General features: G+C 69.3%; 17 protein-coding genes and 4 tRNA genes. 10 read left to right on the forward strand and 11 right to left on the reverse strand.

All coding sequences use genetic code 11. The features are described from left to right. Positions 1-46: 46 nt before the first annotated feature. The 4 genes from KVY00_RS00995 to KVY00_RS01010 form a co-directional block, all read right to left on the reverse strand. Positions 47-601, reverse strand: coding sequence for an HIT family protein (locus KVY00_RS00995; RefSeq protein ID WP_223043914.1), 555 nt, complete (start codon positions 599-601; stop codon positions 47-49). After that, on the reverse strand, positions 589-2556 hold the full coding sequence (gene thrS / locus KVY00_RS01000) for a threonine--tRNA ligase (protein ID WP_223043915.1): 1968 nt from the start codon (positions 2554-2556) through the stop codon (positions 589-591). Before thrS ends, KVY00_RS00995 begins: the two co-directional genes overlap by 13 nt. A 119-nt stretch (positions 2557-2675) precedes the next feature. Next, positions 2676-2748: transfer RNA gene (locus KVY00_RS01005), tRNA-Val, on the reverse strand. 116 nt (positions 2749-2864) lie between these two features. Then, entirely contained in the window at positions 2865-3884 is a 1020-nt protein-coding gene (locus tag KVY00_RS01010) for a hypothetical protein (protein WP_223043916.1), read from the reverse strand. A gap of 198 nt (positions 3885-4082) precedes the next feature. Between KVY00_RS01010 and KVY00_RS01015 the strand changes: the two genes are divergently transcribed. The 4 genes from KVY00_RS01015 to KVY00_RS01030 all read left to right on the forward strand — a co-directional run bounded on the left by KVY00_RS01015 (position 4083) and on the right by KVY00_RS01030 (position 4966). Beyond that, positions 4083-4158: transfer RNA gene (locus tag KVY00_RS01015), tRNA-Gly, on the forward strand. Positions 4159-4203: 45 nt separating this feature from the next. Further along, a tRNA-Cys gene (locus KVY00_RS01020) sits at positions 4204-4274 on the forward strand. Between the two features lie 26 nt (positions 4275-4300). Further along, positions 4301-4372: transfer RNA gene (locus tag KVY00_RS01025), tRNA-Val, on the forward strand. A 219-nt stretch (positions 4373-4591) separates the two neighbouring features. Beyond that, entirely contained in the window at positions 4592-4966 is a 375-nt protein-coding gene (locus tag KVY00_RS01030) for a nuclear transport factor 2 family protein (RefSeq protein WP_223043917.1), read from the forward strand. Positions 4967-5029: 63 nt separating this feature from the next. On the opposite strand, the gene KVY00_RS01035 is transcribed toward KVY00_RS01030, so the two are convergent. Beyond that, on the reverse strand, positions 5030-6091 hold the full coding sequence (locus tag KVY00_RS01035) for a hypothetical protein (protein ID WP_223043918.1): 1062 nt from the start codon (positions 6089-6091) through the stop codon (positions 5030-5032). An 85-nt stretch (positions 6092-6176) separates the two neighbouring features. Next, the gene (locus tag KVY00_RS01040) at positions 6177-6362 is read right to left on the reverse strand and encodes a CsbD family protein (RefSeq protein ID WP_223043919.1); all 186 of its coding nucleotides are present in this window, start codon (positions 6360-6362) and stop codon (positions 6177-6179) included. 170 nt (positions 6363-6532) lie between these two features. Between KVY00_RS01040 and KVY00_RS01045 the strand changes: the two genes are divergently transcribed. Together KVY00_RS01045 and KVY00_RS01050 are read left to right on the forward strand one after the other, a co-directional pair. Further along, on the forward strand, positions 6533-7336 hold the full coding sequence (locus tag KVY00_RS01045) for a DUF1206 domain-containing protein (protein WP_255572701.1): 804 nt from the start codon (positions 6533-6535) through the stop codon (positions 7334-7336). A gap of 7 nt (positions 7337-7343) precedes the next feature. Continuing rightward, positions 7344-8036: a Pr6Pr family membrane protein gene (locus KVY00_RS01050; protein ID WP_255572702.1), complete on the forward strand. Its 693-nt coding sequence runs from the start codon at positions 7344-7346 to the stop codon at positions 8034-8036. A 60-nt stretch (positions 8037-8096) separates the two neighbouring features. Here KVY00_RS01050 and KVY00_RS01055 read toward each other — a convergent pair whose 3' ends face one another. From KVY00_RS01055 to KVY00_RS01070, 4 genes are all read right to left on the reverse strand, one after another. Continuing rightward, the gene (locus KVY00_RS01055) at positions 8097-8333 is read right to left on the reverse strand and encodes an Rv0909 family putative TA system antitoxin (protein ID WP_223043920.1); all 237 of its coding nucleotides are present in this window, start codon (positions 8331-8333) and stop codon (positions 8097-8099) included. A gap of 93 nt (positions 8334-8426) precedes the next feature. Next, a complete protein-coding gene (locus tag KVY00_RS01060; RefSeq protein ID WP_223043921.1) occupies positions 8427-9062 on the reverse strand; it encodes a hypothetical protein in 636 nt (211 codons plus the stop codon). 9 nt (positions 9063-9071) lie between these two features. After that, positions 9072-10136 carry a cell division protein ZapE gene (gene zapE / locus KVY00_RS01065; RefSeq protein ID WP_223043922.1) on the reverse strand — a complete coding sequence of 355 codons (1065 nt, stop codon included), beginning with the start codon at positions 10134-10136 and terminating at the stop codon, positions 9072-9074. Between the two features lie 41 nt (positions 10137-10177). After that, positions 10178-11356, reverse strand: a complete 1179-nt coding sequence (locus KVY00_RS01070; protein WP_223043923.1) for an alpha/beta hydrolase family protein — start codon at positions 11354-11356, stop codon at positions 10178-10180. A gap of 85 nt (positions 11357-11441) precedes the next feature. Here KVY00_RS01070 and KVY00_RS01075 point away from each other — a divergent pair, with 85 nt between their 5' ends. The 4 genes from KVY00_RS01075 (at position 11442) to KVY00_RS01090 (ending at position 16663) form a co-directional block, all read left to right on the forward strand. After that, entirely contained in the window at positions 11442-12014 is a 573-nt protein-coding gene (locus tag KVY00_RS01075; protein ID WP_223045126.1) for a DUF3000 domain-containing protein, read from the forward strand. After that, positions 12011-13204 (forward strand): HRDC domain-containing protein, encoded by a 1194-nt coding sequence (locus tag KVY00_RS01080; RefSeq protein WP_223043924.1) that lies wholly within the window; start codon positions 12011-12013, stop codon positions 13202-13204. Before KVY00_RS01075 ends, KVY00_RS01080 begins: the two co-directional genes overlap by 4 nt. A gap of 121 nt (positions 13205-13325) precedes the next feature. Further along, positions 13326-14522 carry a thiolase family protein gene (locus KVY00_RS01085; RefSeq protein ID WP_394358255.1) on the forward strand — a complete coding sequence of 399 codons (1197 nt, stop codon included), beginning with the start codon at positions 13326-13328 and terminating at the stop codon, positions 14520-14522. Between the two features lie 5 nt (positions 14523-14527). Next, positions 14528-16663: a 3-hydroxyacyl-CoA dehydrogenase NAD-binding domain-containing protein gene (locus tag KVY00_RS01090; protein ID WP_223043926.1), complete on the forward strand. Its 2136-nt coding sequence runs from the start codon at positions 14528-14530 to the stop codon at positions 16661-16663. Between the two features lie 81 nt (positions 16664-16744). Here KVY00_RS01090 and dxs read toward each other — a convergent pair whose 3' ends face one another. After that, on the reverse strand, positions 16745-18682 hold the full coding sequence (gene dxs, locus KVY00_RS01095; RefSeq protein WP_223045127.1) for a 1-deoxy-D-xylulose-5-phosphate synthase: 1938 nt from the start codon (positions 18680-18682) through the stop codon (positions 16745-16747). Between the last annotated feature and the right edge of the window lie 342 nt (positions 18683-19024).

Below are 19024 nucleotides of genomic sequence, written 5' to 3' on the forward strand. Positions count from 1 at the left end.
TCCTGTTTCTGTCGTTGGAAGTTCAGTAGGTCAGTCTAGGCTCGGCTCACGCCGGCCCGGGGTCGACCGGCCAGGCGGCCGCGATCGACGCCCGCACATCGCCGAGCAGCTGCGGAAGAGCCTTCGTCTTCGCGATGATCGGGAAGAAGTTGGCATCGGATTCCCACCTCGGCACGATGTGCTGGTGCAGGTGGGCGGCGATCCCCGCCCCCGCGATCTGCCCCTGGTTCATGCCGAGATTGAAGCCGTCGCAGCCCATCACCTCGCGCGCGACCCGCATGGCCGTCTGCGTCAGCGCGCCGATCTCGGCCACCTCCTCCGCGGTCGCCTCGTCGTACTGGGAGATGTGGCGGTACGGGCAGACGAGCATGTGGCCGTTGTTGTACGGAAACAGATTGAGCAGCACGTAGGCGGTCTCGCCGCGGGCCACGATCAGGGCGTCCTCGTCGGTGCTGGCGGGGGCCGCGCAGAACGGGCAGTCGGTGCGATCCGGCTGGTGGTGATCCTTCACGTACACCATGCGGTGCGGCACCCACAGGCGCTGCATGTCATCCGGTGCGCCGACCGCGGCGGTCTCGCCGAGGGGCTCTACTCGCTCCATGCCGTCGACACCTGCTCGTGAGTCTGGATCGAGCGCGTGATCCGCTCGATGGCCTCGTCGACGGGAACGCCGTTCAGCTGGGTGCCGTCGCGGAAGCGGAAGCTCACCGCGCCCGCCGCGCGGTCGTCCTCGCCCGCGATGAGCTGGAACGGCACCTTCGCCTTGGTGTGCGTGCGGATCTTCTTCGGCATGCGGTCGTCGCCGTGATCCACCTCGGCCCGCACCCCACGCTCGCGCAGCTTCGCGATCATGCCGTCGAGGTACTCGCCGTACTGCTCGGCCACCGGGATGCCCACGACTTGCACGGGCGACAGCCAGACCGGGAAGGCGCCGGCGTAGTGCTCGAGCAGTATCGCGAAGAACCGCTCCACCGAGCCGAGCAGGGCGCGGTGGATCATGACCGGCTGCTTGCGCGTTCCGTCGGCCGCCGCGTACTCGAGCTCGAACAGCTCGGGCTGATTGAAGTCGAGCTGCACGGTCGACAGCTGCCAGGTGCGGCCGATGGCGTCGCGCGCCTGGACGGAGATCTTGGGGCCGTAAAACGCGGCGCCGCCCGGATCGGCGACGAGCTCGAGGCCCGACTCCTCGCCGACCTCGCGCAGGGTCTGCTCGGCGACCGCCCACTGCTCCTCGGTGCCCACCGATTTCTCGGGATCCCGGGTCGAGAGCTCGAGGTAGAAGTCGTCGAGACCGTAGGCGCGCAGCGTGGCGAAGACGAACTCCAGCTGGCGCTTGATCTCGTCCTTCACTTGCTCGTCGGTCACGTAGATGTGCGCGTCGTCCTGGGTCAGGCCGCGCACGCGGGTGAGGCCCGAGAGGGTGCCGCTCTTCTCGTAGCGGTAGACCGTGCCGAACTCCGCGAGGCGCAGCGGCAGCTCGCGGTAGCTGCGGGCGCGGGCGCGGAAGATGAGGTTATGGAACGGGCAGTTCATGGGCTTCAGGTAGTAGTCCTGGCCCTGCTTGACCACGTGGCCCTCGCCGTCGGTGACCTCGTCGAGGTGCATCGCCGGGAACATGCCGTCCTTGTACCAGTTGAGGTGCTGACTCGTCTCGAACAGCGTGCCCTTGGTGATGTGCGGGCTGTTGACCACCTCGTAGCCGTTCTTCAGCAGCTCGCCGCGCATGAACGACTCGATCTCGTGGCGGATGATGCCGCCCTTCGGGTGGAACACCGCGAGGCCCGATCCGATCTCATCGGGGAAGCTGAAGAGGTCGAGCTCGACGCCCAGCTTGCGGTGGTCGCGCTTCGCCGCCTCCTCGAGACGGGTCTGGTAGGCGCGCAGCTCGTCCTTCGTGGGCCAGGCGGTGCCGTAGATGCGCTGCAGCATCGGGTTCTTCTCGCTGCCGCGCCAGTAGGCGCCCGCCGACCGCATGAGCGCCCAGCCGTTCCCGAGCACGCGGGTGCTCGGCACGTGCGGGCCTCGGCAGAGGTCCTTCCAGCAGGTCTCGCCGGTCTTCGGGTCGACGTTGTCGTAGATGGTGAGCTCGGCGCCGCCGACCTCGACGCTTTCGTTGTCGGCGCCCTGATCCGCCCCTCCCTTGAGGCCGATGAGTTCGAGCTTGTACGGCTCGTCCGCGAGTTCCTCGCGCGCCTCCTCCTCGGTCACCACGCGGCGCACGAAGCGCTGGCCCTGCTTGACGATCCTCTGCATCTCCTTCTCGAGGGCCTTCAGATCCTCGGGGGTGAACGGCGTCTGGGGATCGAAGTCGTAGTAGAACCCGTCGGTGATGGGCGGGCCGATGCCGAGCTTCGTCTTGGGGTTGATGCGCTGCACCGCCTGGGCGAGGACGTGGGCGGCGGAGTGACGCAGGATGCTCAGGCCGTCCTCGGAGTCGATCGCCACCGGTTCGACCGTGTCCGTCTCGGTGACCGTCGCCGCGAGATCCTTGAGCTCGCCGTTGACGCGCATTGCGACGATCGAGCGATCGGTGAACAGGGAGAAGCCATCGGCCACAGGGGCACACTCCTTCGGAACGGAAGCACTAACCCGACGATTCTACCGTTCCCGCGTCTCGGATGCCGTGCCGATACAGCAGAAGGCCCCCGGTCTCCCGGGGGCCTTCTGCGCTGCGGTGGGCGATACCAGACTCGAACTGATGACCTCTTCCGTGTGAAGGAAGCGCGCTACCAACTGCGCCAATCGCCCGTGTGATCCGACTCGAGGAGCCGTACCAACCTGAACGATCATACACGGATCACGAGTCGGCTGTTCCACCTCCCGCTCGAACGGCGAGATATCGCGGTTCTCTCCCCATCGGCGTCTCAATCGGTCGGGCGTGTCGTGACGGGGGCGAGGTCGCTGTTGAGCTGCTGGTCGAGCTCGGAGCTGATCTCTCCGAGCTCTTTCAGCTGCTCGCCGAGTCCGTTGTAGCGATCGATGTCCGCCTGCAGCGTCGCGAGGGTCCCCTCGAGAGTCTCGCGGCGCTCCGCGAGCTCCGCCTGGATCCGATCGAACTCGTCGGGGTCGTCGGAGAACTCGTACCGCTCGTTGCGCGCGCTGAAGTCGGCCGCGTCGTCGTTGAAACGGCGCACCTCGTCGTCATACGCGGCCTTGCGGGCCTCGATGTCCCTGCGCAGCGCTGTCATCTCGGACTCCAGGTTCTCCGCCTGCTGCTGCAGGTCGACGAAGACCGAGTGGTAGGCCTCGAAGGTGTCGACGAGGGCGTCGCGGTCGTCGAACCACTGCGCGTAGTGCCGCTCGAGCCAGTCGGGCAGATCGCGCGCTTCCGTTCCCAGCACCGAGTGCAGTTCGTTCGCGAATGCCGCGTCGGGCAAGTGCTCGTACACCTGCATGCGCTCGCGCAGCCGCGGGTCGTCCTCGGCGAGATCCTCGTACACGGCGCGCAGTTTCGGCGCCAGCGCCGCGCGATCGCCCTCCCCCATCCGCGAGTACGTGGCGTGCAGCAGCTCGTGGGCGGCGGTGACCTCGACGATTCCCTGCACGCGCTCGTCGGTCACGCCGAACAGATGGATGCGATCGGCCGTGAAGCAGCCGAGCACGTGCCCGTGTTCGGAGTGGTCGACCTCCGCGCACTGCTCGTTGAAGTGCTGACTGCCGTCGATCGTCGGCTGCGTCGCGAGGAACACGCGCTCCCCCGCCGGTGTGAGGTCGAGCTCCCGCTTGATCTCGGTGATGCGGGGCGCGGGATCGAAACCGAGCGCGGTGAAGTGATCGCGGATCTCCTGGCGGTGCATCAGGGCGAAGCCGGCGAGGCCCGCCAGCAGCAGCACGCAGAACAGGGTGATGCAGCGTCGCAGCGCCGATCGTTCCCCCCTGGCCATGCATCCAAGGTATCCGGACTCGAGCTCCGGCGGGGCGATTCCGTAACCGAATCGAGGGGTAAAAGAGCGGAAACCGCGAAATCATGCGCCTGGCGAGCGCGGCACGCCCGGGAGCCTCGCCCTGATTTGCGCCGCACCCTGGACCCGCATATAGTTATTCAGGTCGCCACGGCAGCGGAAACGCAGCGGGGTGATTATGCGGATGTAGCGCAGTTGGTAGCGCATCACCTTGCCAAGGTGAGGGTCGCGAGTTCGAGTCTCGTCATCCGCTCCAGTGGCCGAGTTTGACTCGGCCGCTTGTGGTGTCAACCACTACTACGGTGGCGTGGCCGAGAGGCGAGGCAGCGGCCTGCAAAGCCGTATACACGGGTTCGAATCCCGTCGCCACCTCGCTTACAATTGAATAGCCTGTATAGGCGCGATTGGCGCAGCGGTAGCGCGCTTCCCTGACACGGAAGAGGTCACTGGTTCGATCCCAGTATCGCGCACAGCAAGGCCCCTCTTCGGAGGGGCCTTTTTCGTGCGCGCCGCTGGGTCTCTGCTGTGACCTCTCGAGAGTGGCGAACGCTTCGCGCCCGCTTTGAAATTCTCGCGCTGGTTCGATCCCGGTATCGCACACAGAGAGAAGCCCCTGATGATTGAGGGGTTTTCTCGCAGCATCGGCGCCACGGTCGCGTCACACAGCCCCGAGGGGTATACCTGAGTGCATGGACGGTTTCACCCTGGACGAGCTTCTCGCCCTCGAGCACGCGGGCTGGCGCTCGCTCTGCGAGTCGAGGGGCGGCTCCTTCTACGGCACGCTCATGACCTCCGACGCGGTTTTTGTCCTGGTGAACGGGACGGCGATGACGCGCTCCGAGGTGGCCGGCTCCCTGGACGGCGCCCCCGCGTGGGAGTCGTACGAGATCAGCGATGCGCGGCTCGTCCCGATCGGCACCGACAGCGCCGCGCTCGTGTACCGATCCACGTCGCATCGGGACGACCTGCCCGAGCCGTTCGTCGCCCTGATGTCGAGCGTCTACGTCCGCGTCGACGGGGAGCCGCGGCTCGCGCTGTACCAGCAGACGACCGTCACGCACTGACGCCGCGGCAAACACCGCCCGCAGTTCTGCGCCGCGCGCAGACGCGGAGCCGCCCGGCAGCCCCTACTCCTCCTCGGAGTTGATCCGCTGCCGCTCCCGTCGGCCGTGCGTGAGCTGCCTCACGTCGGCATCGCGGTCGAAGCTCGAGCCGAGCGCGCCGGCGACGGTGCCCATGGCGGCGCTCAGCACGGCGATGTCGAGGTAGTTCGAGAACTCGGCCTTCGAACCGAGCACCTCGCTCATGAAGTCGGGGTCGATGACGATGAGCGCGCTCAGCAGGATGATCACCGTGAGCGAGACGTAGAGGGCGAGCACGCACAGCACCAGCGTGAGTACCGTCGAGAGGTTGTAGAGCAGGATGACCTCGGTGAAGCTCGCGTGCCCCGGCCGGTCCCACAGCCGATTGCCGATCAGCAGCCAGGCCACGATCACGCAGATCGCGAGTACGCTGATCACGGCCAGCCTCGCCGGGCTCAGCACCGCCGACATCTGCCAGATCGAGTTGTAGAAGATGCCGAAGGCGCCGGCCGCCGCGGCGGCAGCGAGGGCGCTCGAGAGTTTGGGCAGGATCCGCCAGGGCTGGTTGGTGAGCACCATGCCGAGCACGGTGCGCGCTCCCCCGACCAGCCTCCGCGACTGCAGCAGCCGGTTCGAGTTCTCGGGGGCGTCGACCCACCGCGCCCACGAGATCCGATCGCGTTCGTCGCCCCATCCGCCGTGCATCTGCTGCGCGCATGCCACGAGCACCGCTACGAGCCGTCTGCGCGTGGCGCCCGCGCCGAGCGTCGGCAACGACACGACGCCCACGTCGTCGGAGGTCAGCACCTCGGCGACGAGCGGCTTCCCGTGCCGGTGCCTCGGGATCTCGGTGATCATCAGGATCGCGTCGACGCGCTCGTACTCGGCGGAGAGGTGCTTGACATCGGTGATGTCGAGGGTGTCGTCGGGGTCGATCCTGATCAGTTCGGTGCGCACGCGCACCTCGACCGGTGAGGCGAGCGCAGCCGCGAGCGCGTTCTCGAGACGGTGGCGCACGTCGTGCGCGCGTCGGCTGGGCAGCCCGGGATCGGCGACGACCAGCACGCACAGGCGGTTCCCGGTTCCCGCGCGGGATGCGTCTGCCATCTGCTCTTCCGTTCGTTCGCTCCCGACGGTAGATACGACGGATCCCCGCGACTCCCGGTCGGGAGCCGCGGGGATCGCGGGACGGTTACCGGTCGAAGGCGTCCTTCGCCGCGTCCTTGGTCTTCTCGGCGGCGTTCTTGAGGTCGCCCTTCGCCTGATCCGCCTTACCTTCGGCGACCTTGCTCTCGTCGCCGGTGACGTTGCCGAGGGCCTCCTTCGCCTTGCCCTTGGCCTTGTCCATTCCTGCTGACAGCTTGTCCGATGCGCTCATGTGGAGCCTCCTTCGTGTCGTCGTCGGGGCCTACTCTTCCAGGGCGAGCGGATCGCCTCCAGGGGCTTGTCTCGGGCGCTCGACTGTGCCAAGATTTGCGGCTGCGGCGGCAGGGGCCCGCGCTGGGCCGTGTGCCACCGAAGCGGGCGGGATGCGGCTACGCTCGAAGCGTGAGAGCAGAGGTGAAGGCCGCCGCACGGAGCGCCGAGAACACACCGCAGCTGCGGGTGCTCGCCCGTGGCGGGTACGTCGCGAGCGGCGTCATCCACCTGATCATCGGCGGGATCGCTCTGGTGCTCGCATCGAGCGGGCACGGTGAGTCGGATCAGGCCGGGGCGCTCACCGCGATCGCGTCCGCGCCGCTCGGCTTCACCGCGCTGTGGGCGGTGGCTGTGCTGCTGTGGGCGCTCGGCATCTACCACGGCATTCACGGTCTGGCACTGCGTATCGAACGCGCTCCCGAACGGTGGAGACGCCGGATAGCCGAGTGGGCTCAGGCCGCGCTCTTCATCGGAATGGGCGTGATCGCGGCGGTCGTCGCCGTGGGCGGTCACCCGGATCCCGACTCGAGCGCCCGGGAGGCGAGCCGAGGGCTGCTCACGTTTCCGGGAGGTCCGGTGCTGCTCGGGCTGATCGGTGCGGGGTTCGTGGTCGGCGGAGCCGCGTGGGTGGTGATGGGGGCGCGACGCAGCTTCCGCCGGCGCGTGACGCTCCCGGAGGGCCGGACCGGCTCCGTCATCGCGGGGATCGGCGTCGTCGGCTTCGTCATCAAGGGTCTCGCGTTCGCCGTGATCGGGGCGCTGCTGATCCTGGCGGCGGTGAAGCGCGACCCCCACGCCGCGGGCGGCCTCGACGCCGCGGTAGAGACTCTGAGAGCACTCCCCTTCGGCGGCGCCCTCGTCGCGGTCATGGGCGTCGGATTCGCGGCGTACGGGATCTTCTGCGTCTTCCGGGCACGGTATGCGGACCTCTAGGGCCGGAATGCCGGATCCTGCCGGCACGATCGAGACCGCGACTCCGATCGAGACCGCGACTCCGACCGAGACCGCGACTCCGACCGCCGCTGCCGCGATCGGAGTCGCGAGGATCCTCTTCGGAGCGTGCGTCATCGCGGTGCTCGGGTACGGCTATCTCGAGGGCCTCTCCCACGGCCGCAGCAACCCGTTCGACTACTTCGGCTACTTCACCAACCTCACGAGCCTCCTGACGAGCGCGATCCTCATCGCCTCGGGCTCGAGCACGCTCCGGGGACGCAGCCCCGGCACCGTGCTCGTCTCGGCCCGCGCCGCCTCGATCACCGGCATGATCGTGGTGGCCGTGATCTACAACGGGCTGGTGCCTGGCACAGCCTCCGCTCCCCCGTGGGTGAGCGCCATCCTGCACGCCGTGCTGCCGTTCGCCGCGGTGCTCGACTGGATGCTCGTCGGCGATCGACCGAGACTGCCGTGGCGGCGGATCTGGATCGTGCTCCCCTACCCGGTGCTGTGGCTGACGGTCGTGCTCGTGCGCGGAGCGACCGATGGCTGGGTGCCGTACGGCTTCCTGCTTCCCGAACGCGGCCTGCCACTGCTCGCGGCGACCGTCGCCGGCCTGCTCGCGACACTGCTCGTCGCGGCTGCGGGGGTCTGGGCGGGGAGCCGGCTGCGAGGGGTGCGCGGCGCGCTGCGGCGCTGACGGCGTCGGCCCCTCGCTCCGAAGCGCGAGGGGCCGACGCGGATCGAGCACGCGGATCGACTAGGCGTTGCCGATCTTGCCGTCGAGGTTGTCGCGCACATCGGCGACCGTGTCGCTGTGCTTACCGCCGGTCACCTTGTTCGCCAGGTCGGCTGCGCCGTCGAGGATCTTGTCGCTGATGTTCTCGGCCTGCTCGCTCTTCAGCGCCTCCTCGATCTTCCCCGCGTTCTGCTTCGCGAACTCGCCGGCCTTACCGGCCAGCTCGGATGCCTGCTTGCCCAGATCCTCGATACCCATGTCTGATTTCCTCTCATCGCGCGCCGACGGATTCGTCGCGTTGGCGCCATTATCGCGCGCTTCAGAGGGTCTGCGACAGAGGCGAGGCGAAAATCATCCGCGAATACCGTGCAGCCCGGCGATGACGCGCACCGCGTCGACGAACCGCTCCCGCGAGAGCACGTGCCCCTCTCGACGCATGCCGCCGTCCGTGATGCGCAGCACGCGGTCGGGCGCGAGGAAGCTCTCCCGGCCCTGGCTGTCCCAGCCCCCGGCGCCCACCGACACGAAACCCGCATGCTGCTTCGTGCTGAGGTAGCAGCCCGCCACGGCCCCGCCACCGGCCCTCGCGATGATGAGCACCGGGCGATCCTTGCCCCGTCCGTCGTTCTCCGCGTAGGGCACCCAGGTCCAGACGACCTCGCCGGGGTCGGGATCGCCGTCGGGCTGCGGCTCGTAGCTCGGGCGCAGGGAGCGGATCTCTTCGGGACTCAGATCGCGAGTGGCTCCGACGCCATCGCGCCCGGGACTGTGCTCGAGGTCGAGCTGCGAGGATCGGGATCGCGGGTGCGCATCCCGCGATGCCCGCAGCCGGGCCCGTCTGACCGAAGAACCCGCGGAGTCGCGGGAGCGCACCGATCCGCCCGACGCTCCTCGGGATCCGGAGCCCTTCTGCGACCCGATCAGCGCATCGACGACGGCGCGCGCGATCCCGCGCAGCAGCCCGCGGCCGGATCCGGTGCTCGCCATGCTCCCGGCCTACGCCTCGAGCTCGCTCGCGGTGAGCGCATTGAGGCGGGACATGCAGCGCAGGTACTTCTTGCGGTACCCGCCGTCGAGCATGCCGCCCCCGAAGATCGAGGTGAGCGGGATGCCGGTGGCGCGGACCGGGATCTGCGCATCGTAGACGCGGTCGATGAACGCGACGAAGCGCAGCGCGGCCGACTGGTCGGTGAGCTCGTGCACGTCGCGGAGACCGATGCACTGCACGCCGTCGAGCATGCCGACGTAGCTGGACGGGTGCACGGTGGCGAGGTGCGCGATGAGCTGCCCGAAGTCATCGTCGGTCATGCGCTCGCCCGATGCCGCGACATCGGCGAGCGCGAAACGGTAGGCGTCGTCGGTGAGGGCGACGGCGTCGCCCTCGATGTCGCGCTGGCGGTAGTCGACGCCGTCGATGCGCACGGTGACGAAGCGGTCGGCCATGGCCTGGATCTCCCGCATGAAGTCGGCGGCTGCGAAGCGCCCCTCGCCCAGAGCGTTCGGCGGGGTGTTCGAGGTCGCGATGAACCGGGAACCCGTCGAGGTCAGATCCTTGATGAGCCGCGTCATCAGCATCGTGTCGCCCGGATCATCGAGCTCGAACTCGTCGATGCAGATGAGCTTCGCGCCCTGCAGCACTCCCACGGCCCCGTCGTAGCCGAGGGCGCCGACCAGTGCGGTGAACTGGATGAAGGTGCCGAAGTACTTGCGCCCGGCGGTGGCGTGCCACGCAGCGGCGAGCAGGTGGGTCTTGCCGACGCCGAAGCCGCCGTCGAGGTAGACGCCGGGTTTGCTCGGCGAACTCGTCCTCGTCTCCGCCGGCTTCTTGCGGCCGAAACCGAAGAAGCCGCCGCGGGCGACGGCCGGCTCGGGCTCGGTGAACGACCGCAGCAGGCTGCGGGCCTCCTCCTGCGACGGGTACTCGGGATCGGGCCGGTACGAGTCGAACGAGGCGTGATCGAACTGCGGCGGAGGAACGAGGGTCGCGACCAGTTCGGCGCCGGTGATATTGGGGCGCCGGTCGACGAGCCGGGCTGAGCTGTGCTGGGGGTCAGTTGACATCGCGAGTCAGTCTATCGCCTCGGCCGCGCGCGCCGTCGCGTTCAGCCGCGCCAGGCGGGGCGGGGCAGTGCGCGGGCGAACTGCTCGGTGACGGCCTCCCAGGCCTTCGGGTCGACGTTCCAGAGCTTCACGTGCTCTCCCCGCTGCTGCAGCCGCAGCTGCACCAGATCGGGCCTGGCCGCGGCTAGCCTCTCGGATCCGCTGCACGGCACGAAGGTGTCCTGCCGGCTCGCGTGGATCAACACCGGCACCCGGAGATCGCGGCCGAACGCGGCCGCGCCGAGCTCGTCGAAGGCGATGCCTCCGGCTTCGCCGCCGCGCACCCTGCCCTGCCAGAGCAACCGGATCCCGAGCTCGGCGACGAGCCGCGGTGCCCGCTTGCCCGCGGCGTGATAGCGCAGCAGTTCATCCCAGTCGACCGCAGGAGAATCGAGGATCAGGCCGTCGAGCAGGTCGCGGTGCGCGCCGCGCGTGGCCGCGACGAGGGCCGCGGTGCCGCCCATCGACCAGCCGAAGAGGGTCACGCGCTCCGCTCCCCTGCGGCGCGCCTCCGCGATGGCCGCGTCGACGTCGCGGGCCTCGGACACCCCCACGCCGTATCGGCCGTGCGCGCCGCCGGGGGCTCCCGGATCGTTGCGATAGCTGATGACGAGGTTCGTGATGCCGGCGCGAGCCAGAGGGGCGACGCCGCGCAGGGTCTCCTCGGGCGGCGCGCCGCGGCCGTGCACGTGGACCGCCCATCGCTTCTTGCGCGACCGGGCCGGGTGAACGATCCATGCCTCGGCGTCGCCGAGCTCGGTCGGGTATTCGATGCGCTCGGTTCTGTATCCGAGCTCGTCGGGCGAGGTGTACCACCATCCGGTCAGGCGACCGCGGGTCCCCTCCTGCAGCTCTCCGCGATCCACGCGCAGCAGCTCCCGGGCGACGCCCTCCCGGCCGGCGGCGATCACGGGCCCCAGCCTCGCGTGCCCGGCGCCGCCGTCGAACACCAGCGAATAGCGGCCGGGCAGATCGCAGTCCGTGCCGCGCAGCCTGACGACGGCGGCTGATCCGCGCCGCTGCAACGCCGTCACCGTGACGGGGGACTCCGCCTCCTGCTCGGGAGTGACCGCCATTCGCGCGAGCACCACGCCGCCCGCCACGACGCCCGCCGCACCGATCGCCGCCGCCCCAGCCGCGAATCCGAGTGCGCGCGCCGCTCCCCGCTGCCAGTTCCCCATGTGCGCTCTCCTCTCTCCGCGATCCTCGCCTGCACGGCGTGGCATCGTGAAAACTCTCACAGCAAACTCTAGTGTTCCCTCTGTGATGGCAAGGATTGGTCTGCAGTCGGTCGACTTCGACGTCGCCGCCCAGCAGATCCGAAGCGCACGCCTGCGCAGCGAGCTCGTGACGCAGGAGATCCCGGCGCCCGAGCGCATCGCGCCCCGATCGATAGCTCTCGCTGCCGGCGTCGCCCGCGGGCCGCAACGCGGCCCCTCCCCCGAGGCGACGATCGATTCGCACCACGGCGCGGGGCGTCTGGTGCTCATGCACGATCCGGAGTCCGCCGAGGAGTGGGGAGCCCCCTTCCGCATCGTCTGCTTCGCGCAGGCGCCCCTCGAAGTGGAGATCGGCGTCGACCCCTTCATCTCCGATGTCGCATGGTCCTGGCTCGTCGACGCTCTCGACTCCCGGGGCGCGGACTACACCTACATCTCCGGCACGGCGACGAAGACGCTCTCGAGCGGCTTCGGCACGCTCGAGGCGCAGGGCGATGCCGCGCAGATCGAGCTGCGCGCCTCGTGGACCCCGCTCGGCTCCGACTTCTCCGCCCACGCCGAGGCCTGGGCGGAACTGCTGTGCCTGCTCGCGGGTCTCCCGCACCGGGAGGGCGAGTGACCGTGGTCGAGCAGTCGGATCTCGAGACCGATTGGTCGCTCGTCACCGACCAGGCCGGTCTCGATCGGGCCGCCGAGGCCCTCGCATCGGGCAGCGGCCCCGTCGGGGTCGATGCCGAGCGGGCATCCGGGTTCACCTACGGCTCCGAGGCCTATCTCGTGCAGGCCTTCCGTCGGGGCAGCCGGCCCTTCCTCTTCGATCCCACCGGGATATCCAGCTTCGAGCCGCTCGCGGCGGCCATCGGCGACGAGGAGTGGATCCTGCACGCCGCGAGCCAGGACCTCCCGTGCCTCCGCGTGATCGGCCTGGAGCCGCGGAGGCTCTTCGACACGGAACTGGCCGCGAGGCTGCTCGGCTACGAGCGCGTGGGGCTCGGCGCCGTCGTCGAATCCCTGCTCGGCATCAGCCTCGAGAAGGCGCATTCGGCAGCAGACTGGTCGCAGCGCCCCCTACCGGAGCCGTGGCTGGAGTACGCCGCCCTCGACGTCGCGCTGCTACCGGATCTGCGCGACGCCGTGTCCCGTGATCTCGAGGCTCAGGGCAAGACGGAGTTCGCCCTGCAGGAATTCGAGGCGGTGCGCACGCGCCCCGAGAAGCCGCGCAATCCCGAGCCGTGGCGCAAACTGTCGGGCGGCCATGCGCTGCGGTCCCCGAGAGCGCTCGCCATCGCCCGCGAGCTCTGGCTCGCCCGGGACGAGCTGGCCCGCGAGCGGGACGTCGCGCCCGGCAGGCTCATCCCCGACGCCTCGATCGTCGCCGCGGCCGGTGCGAACCCGCGCTCCAAGAACGATCTCGCGCGCCTGCAGACCTTCAGGGGGCGCGCGAGCCGCACCGAGATCGACCGCTGGTGGCGGGCGATCCTGAGGGGCAAGACGACCGAGGATCTGCCGGGGCCGAAGCCGCGGGATCCCGGCGCCCTTCCCCATCACCGCGGCTGGGCGCAGCGGCATCCGGAGGCCGCCGCTCGACTCGCGGCGGCGCGCGCCGCCCTCGAGGCCGAGGCCGAGCGGCAGCGCATCCCGCTCGAGAACCTGCTGACCCCGGATACGCTGCGGCGCGTGGCCTGGGATCCTCCGGGAGAGCGATCCGCCGACGACGTGGCACTGCGTCTCAAAGAGCTCGGCGCGCGCGACTGGCAGATTGGGATCACCGCACCACTCATCGCTGCGGCTTTTGTCGATCTTGCATAATTCCTGACTCGGAACTGCTTGGAATTGCGGGGATCCCGCACGCCCCCTTCCGTCAGTGAGACTCCGTCTCTAGGATGGTGGGTACGCAGATCACACACCTGATGGAGGCACAGTGGCCGCAATGAGAGAAGTCGTCTACGTCGACGGGGTGCGCACCCCGTTCGGACGCGCCGGCGAAAAGGGCATGTACGCGGGGACCCGCGCCGACGACCTCGCGGTCAAGGCGCTGCAGGGCCTGCTCGAGCGCAACGAGGCGCTGCCGCTCGACCGCATCGACGACGTGGGGATCGCGGCGACGACGCAGCAGGGCGATCAGGGGCTCACCCTCGGCCGCACGGTGGCTATGCTCGCCGGGCTGCCCGTCACCGTGCCGGGCTTCGCGCTCGACCGGATGTGCGCGGGGGCGCTCACCGTCGCGTCGTTCATGGGGGCCGCGATCGGATCCGGCCAGTACGACCTCGCGATCGCCGGTGGCGTCGAGCATATGGGGCGGCACCCCATCGGACTCGACGCCGATCCCAACCCCCGCTTCGTCGCGGAGAAGCTCGTGAGCCCCGACGCACTCAACATGGGCATCACCGCGGAGCGTCTGCACGACCGATTCCCCGAGCTCACCAAGGAGCGAGCCGACCGATTCGGCATGCTCAGCCAGCACAAGGTGCAGGCGGCGTACGACCGCGGTGACATCCAGGCCGACCTGGTGCCCGTCGCCATGCGCTCCGAGAGCGGCTGGGGCCTCGCCACGGAGGACGAGGGCCGCCGTCCCGAGACCACGATGGAGGGCCTCGCGAACCTCAAGACGCCCTTCCGCCCTCACGGTCGCGTGACCGCGGGCAACGCCTCGCCGCTCACCGACGGGGCGACGGTATCGCTGCTCGCCGGAGCCGACACGGCCAAGGAACTGGGACTCAGTGCCAGGATGCGCCTCGTGGGTTTCGCCTTCGCGGGTGTGCAGCCCGAGGTGATGGGGCTCGGCCCCGTGCCCTCGACCGAGAAGGCGCTGAAGCGCGCGGGCCTCACCATCGACGACATCGGGCTCTTCGAGCTCAACGAGGCATTCGCGGTGCAGGTGCTCTCGTTCACCGATCACTTCGGGATCGCCGACGATGATCCGCGCATCAACCCGTGGGGCGGAGCGATCGCCTTCGGGCATCCCCTCGCGGCCTCCGGCGTGCGCCTGATGATCCAGCTCGCTCGCCAGTTCGAGCAGCGCCCCGACGTGCGCTACGGCATCACCGCCATGTGCGTCGGCCTCGGCCAGGGCGGCACCGCCATCTGGGAGAATCCTCACTTCGACGGCAAGAAGGGCAAGAAGTAACCGCCATGACCGATTACAGCAAGATCGATTTCTCGCCGATCATCGAGGCTTCGGCCGACGAGGTCGTCACCGAGGCGCACGTGCGCGACGTCGCGCTGCCCTCGGGAGGCACGCTCGCACTCATCACCCTCGACAACGGGCGCGACCACACGCGCCCCAACACGCTCGGCCCCCGCACCCTCCAGGGCCTCGAGCGGGTGCTCGATGAGCAGCGCGACCGTGCGGCGGCCGGCGAGATCCGCGCCGTCGCCGTCACGGGCAAGCCCTTCATCTTCGCGGCGGGCGCCGACCTCTCGAAGGTGTCGACGCTCGCGACCGAGCAGAACGCGCGCCTCATGGCGCAGTACGGTCACCGAGTGCTGGGCAAGCTCCGCACGCTCGGCGTGCCCTCGTTCTCGTTCGTCAACGGGCTCGCGCTCGGCGGCGCGATGGAGATCGCACTGAACTCCGACTACCGCACGCTGGACTCGTCGGCGGCGGCTCTCGCCTTCCCGGAGGTCTTCCTCGGCATCATCCCCGGCTGGGGCGGCGCCACCCTCGTACCGAACCTCATCGGCATCGAGAAGGCGCTCGAGATCATCGTCTCGAACCCCCTCAAGAACAACCGCATGCTGAAGCCGGAGCAGGCCTACGAACTCGGCCTCTTCGACGCCATGTTCGGCGCCGCGAGCTTCCTCGAGCGGTCGGTCGCCTGGGCGGACGGCGTGCTCGAGGGCCGGATCAAGGTCGAGCGCCCGAACGTGCCGGGTAAGCTCGAGCGCCTCACCAAGTGGCCCGCCGCGATCAAGATCGCGCGCGACACCCTCAAGGCGCGCATCGGCTCCACGCCCAAGGCTCCCTACGTTGCACTCGATCTGCTGAACGCCGCTCGCGACAACGACATCGAGCGCGGATTCGAGCGGGAGGACGAGGCGCTCGCGGAGCTGATCTCGGGCGACCAGTTCGCAGCCTCGGTCTACGCCTTCGACCTCGTGCAGAAGCGTGCGAAGCGGCCCGCCGGCGCACCCGATCGCGAGCTCGCTCGCCCGATCAAGAAGGTCGGCGTGATCGGCGCCGGACTCATGGCGAGCCAGTTCGCGCTGCTCTTCGCGCGCAAACTGCGGGTTCCCGTGCTGATCACCGACCTCGACCAGGCCCGGGTCGACAAGGGCCTCGAGTACATCCGCGGCGAGATCGACAAGATGGAGCAGAAGGGCCGCCTCTCGTCCGACGACGCGAATCAGGTGCGCGCGCTCGTGAGCGGCACGACCGACAAGACGCTCTACGCCGACTGCGACTGGGTGATCGAGGCCGTCTTCGAGGAGCTCGGTGTGAAGCAGCAGGTGTTCGGCGAGATCGAGCCGATCATCTCCCCCGAGGCGATCATCGCCACCAACACCTCGTCGCTGTCGGTCGAGGAGATCGGCGCGAAGCTCGAACACCCCGAGCGGCTCGTCGGCTTCCACTTCTTCAACCCCGTCGCCGTGATGCCGCTGATCGAGGTCGTGAAAGCTCCGGGCACCGATGATCCCACGCTCGCCACCGCGATGGCGGTCGCGAAGAAGCTCGGCAAGAGCGCCGTCATCACCGCGGACCGCCCCGGCTTCGTGGTGAACCGCCTGCTGGCGAAGGTCATGGGCGAGGCGGCCCGCGCCCTCGACGAGGGCACGCCCATGCCCGTGGTGGAGCGGGCGCTCGCGCCCATCGGCCTGCCCATGGGACCCTTCGAACTCATCGACCTGGTGGGCTGGAAGGTCGCGGCGCACGTGCAGGACACCATGGTGCACGCCTTCCCCGAGCGCTTCTACGCCTCGGAGAACCTGCACCGGCTGGCCGAGGTCGACGCGCCGCTCGTCAAGACCAAGCTCGGCAAGGTCGAGGACCTGTCGAAGGCGGGTCGGAAGGCGATCACGGTCGGCAAGGACGCTGTCGGCGAGGAGGAGATCCTGCGCCGCGTCGAAGACGAGCTCGCGAACGAGATCAGGATCATGCTCGACGAGGGCGTGGTCGCCGCGGCCGAGGACATCGACCTCTGTCTGATCCTCGGCGCCGGCTGGCCGTTCCAGGCCGGCGGTGCGACCCCCTACCTCGACCGGGTCGGCGCAAGCGAGCGCGCCTTCGGAGGGGCCTTCCACGAGCCCCGCATCGCGGGATCGCGGTAGCGTCGATCTCGCAGCAGGCCCCCTCGCCGGTCGATCGGCGAGGGGGCCTGCTGCGTTAGGGGCCGAAGCCCTGCGCTCCGATTACTCCGGGCGGGCGATCGGGATCCGCTTGCCCCGCACCTGGTCGGCGACCGCCGCGGCGATCTGCTCCGCGGTCAGCCCCGCATCGTGCAGCAGCTCGTCGCGGGAGGCGTGCTCGGGGAAGGCATCGGGGGTGCCGAGCTCGCTCACCGCGGTGTCGACGCCGGCGTCGCGCAGGGCCTGCCTGATCCTCGTGCCGACTCCGCCCACGCGAATCCCGTCTTCGATGCTGATCAGCAGCCGGTGGCTGCGGGCGAGCTCGGTCACGGAATCGGCGACCGGTACCACCCAGCGGGGATCCACGACCGTCGAGGTGATCCCCTGCTCGGCGAGCAGCGCGGCGGCGTCGAGCGCGACGCGGGCCATCGGGCCGACCGTCACGAAGAGCACGTCGGTCGCGCTGCCCTCGGCGCCGCCCTCACCGGGCTCGAGCAGCACGTCGACGCCGTCGGCCGTGCGGCGCACCGCGGGCACCGGCGCGCCGACCGCGCCCTTCGGGTATCGGATCACCGTGGGGCTGTCGTCGACCAGCACGGCCTCCCCCAGCAGTTCGCGCAGCACGGACTCGTCTCGCGGCGACGCGATCCTGATTCCGGGCACGATCTGGAGCGTCGCGAGGTCCCAGACGCCGTTGTGGCTCGCGCCGTCGGGGCCGGTGATGCCGGCGCGATCCAGCACGAAGGTGACGCCCGCGCGGTGCAGCGCGACGTCCATGAGCAGCTGATCGAAGGCCCGGTTCATGAACGTCGCGTAGACGGCGACGACGGGGTGCAGGCCGCCGTAGGCGAGACCGGCGGCGCTCGTCACAGCGTGCTGCTCGGCGATGCCGACGTCGTACACGCGCGCCGGGTGCTTCTCGGCGAGCAGGTCGAGCCCGGTCGGCGCGAGCATCGCCGCCGTGATACCCACGATCCGGTCGTCCGCCTCTGCGAGCTCGACGATGCGCTCGCGGAACACCGAGGTCCAGCTCGCGCCCGACGACGCCTGCACGGGGACGCCGCTATCGGGGTCGATCTTGCCCACCGAGTGGAACTGGTCGGCCTCGTCGTTCTCGGCCGGCGCGTAGCCGCGCCCCTTCTCGGTGATGACGTGCACGAGCGTGGGGCGCCCGTAGCCCTTCGCCTGGCGCAGACCCTGCTCGACGGCTTCGAGGTCGTGGCCGTCGATCGGGCCGACGTACTTGATGTCGAGGTTCGCGTAGAGATCCTGATTGTTGCTCGCGCGACTCGCGATGCCGCGCATGGCGCCGCGGGTGGCGCGATACACCGTGCGGCCGGGGGCGCCGAAGGCGGAGAAGAACTTCTCGCTGCCCTCCTGGAGGTCGCGGTAGCTCGACGAGGTGCGCACGCCGTTGAGGAAGCGCGCCATGCCGCCGATCGTCGGGGCGTACGAGCGGCCGTTGTCGTTCACGACGATCACGAGGTTGCGATCGTTGTCGTCCGTGATGTTGTTGAGGGCCTCCCACGTCATGCCCCCCGTGAGCGCGCCGTCGCCGACCACCGCGACCACGTGGCGGTCGAGCTGCGACGGGTCGGTCTGCGCGCGCCGCGCGAACGCGCGCGAGATGCCGTCCGCCCAGCTCAGCGAACTGGACGCGTGCGAGCTCTCGACGATGTCGTGCTCGCTCTCGGCGCGCTGCGGGTAGCCGGCGAGCCCGCCCCGCTGCCGCAGCCGCGAGAAGTCCTTGCGGCCGGTGAGCAGCTTGTGCACGTAGCTCTGATGGCCGGTGTCGAAGACGATCGGGTCGCGAGGCGACTCGAAGACGCGGTGGATCGCGATCGTGAGTTCGACCACGCCGAGATTCGGGCCGAGGTGGCCGCCCGTCTTCGCGACCTCTGCGATCAGGAACTCGCGGATCTCGGCCGCGAGCTGGCGGCACTCCTCCGGAGTCAGCGCGTCGAGATCGCGAGGAGACTCGATTCGATCCAGGATCGCCACTCGGTACCTCCGCTGTCGATTCCGGCTGGATGCGCCGGGCATCCCCTCAGTCTACCGCTCCGGAGCATGGTGGAAGCCCGACCGGCACGCTGCCCCCGTGCCGAGACCGACGCTTTCAGCGAGACCGACTTTTGTAGAGGCCCTGAAACAGTGCGTCTCGCTGAAACCGTCGGTCTCGAGGTTTAGGGCTGTTCTCATGAATTCCGCACTGGCCGGCGACGAGCAGTTCACCGAGACCGAAGCAACAGTTCGGGATCTCCGGGCCTTCGTGCTCTCTGGTTTTCAGCGGAACACGACGCGTCACGACCCGTCAGCCGGCCTGAAGGGGTTGGCAGGCACACT

The sequence above is a fragment of the Leucobacter tenebrionis genome (assembly GCF_019884725.1).
GTDB classification, from domain to species: Bacteria; Actinomycetota; Actinomycetes; order Actinomycetales; family Microbacteriaceae; genus Leucobacter; species Leucobacter tenebrionis.

Excerpts from the sequence above, each read along its gene's own strand:
- KVY00_RS01085 (WP_394358255.1), top strand. The coding sequence starts at position 13,326 with ATGAGAGAAGTCGTCTACGTCGACGGGGTGCGCACCCCGTTCGGACGC.
- KVY00_RS01055 (WP_223043920.1), bottom strand. The coding sequence starts at position 8,333 with ATGGGTATCGAGGATCTGGGCAAGCAGGCATCCGAGCTGGCCGGTAAG.
- KVY00_RS01060 (WP_223043921.1), bottom strand. The coding sequence starts at position 9,062 with ATGGCGAGCACCGGATCCGGCCGCGGGCTGCTGCGCGGGATCGCGCGC.
- KVY00_RS01010 (WP_223043916.1), bottom strand. The coding sequence starts at position 3,884 with ATGGCCAGGGGGGAACGATCGGCGCTGCGACGCTGCATCACCCTGTTC.
- KVY00_RS01030 (WP_223043917.1), top strand. The coding sequence starts at position 4,592 with ATGGACGGTTTCACCCTGGACGAGCTTCTCGCCCTCGAGCACGCGGGC.
- KVY00_RS01090 (WP_223043926.1), top strand. The coding sequence starts at position 14,528 with ATGACCGATTACAGCAAGATCGATTTCTCGCCGATCATCGAGGCTTCG.
- KVY00_RS01050 (WP_255572702.1), top strand. The coding sequence starts at position 7,344 with ATGCCGGATCCTGCCGGCACGATCGAGACCGCGACTCCGATCGAGACC.
- KVY00_RS01070 (WP_223043923.1), bottom strand. The coding sequence starts at position 11,356 with ATGGGGAACTGGCAGCGGGGAGCGGCGCGCGCACTCGGATTCGCGGCT.
- KVY00_RS00995 (WP_223043914.1), bottom strand. The coding sequence starts at position 601 with ATGGAGCGAGTAGAGCCCCTCGGCGAGACCGCCGCGGTCGGCGCACCG.
- KVY00_RS01035 (WP_223043918.1), bottom strand. The coding sequence starts at position 6,091 with ATGGCAGACGCATCCCGCGCGGGAACCGGGAACCGCCTGTGCGTGCTG.
- KVY00_RS01075 (WP_223045126.1), top strand. The coding sequence starts at position 11,442 with ATGGCAAGGATTGGTCTGCAGTCGGTCGACTTCGACGTCGCCGCCCAG.
- KVY00_RS01040 (WP_223043919.1), bottom strand. The coding sequence starts at position 6,362 with ATGAGCGCATCGGACAAGCTGTCAGCAGGAATGGACAAGGCCAAGGGC.
- zapE (WP_223043922.1), bottom strand. The coding sequence starts at position 10,136 with ATGTCAACTGACCCCCAGCACAGCTCAGCCCGGCTCGTCGACCGGCGC.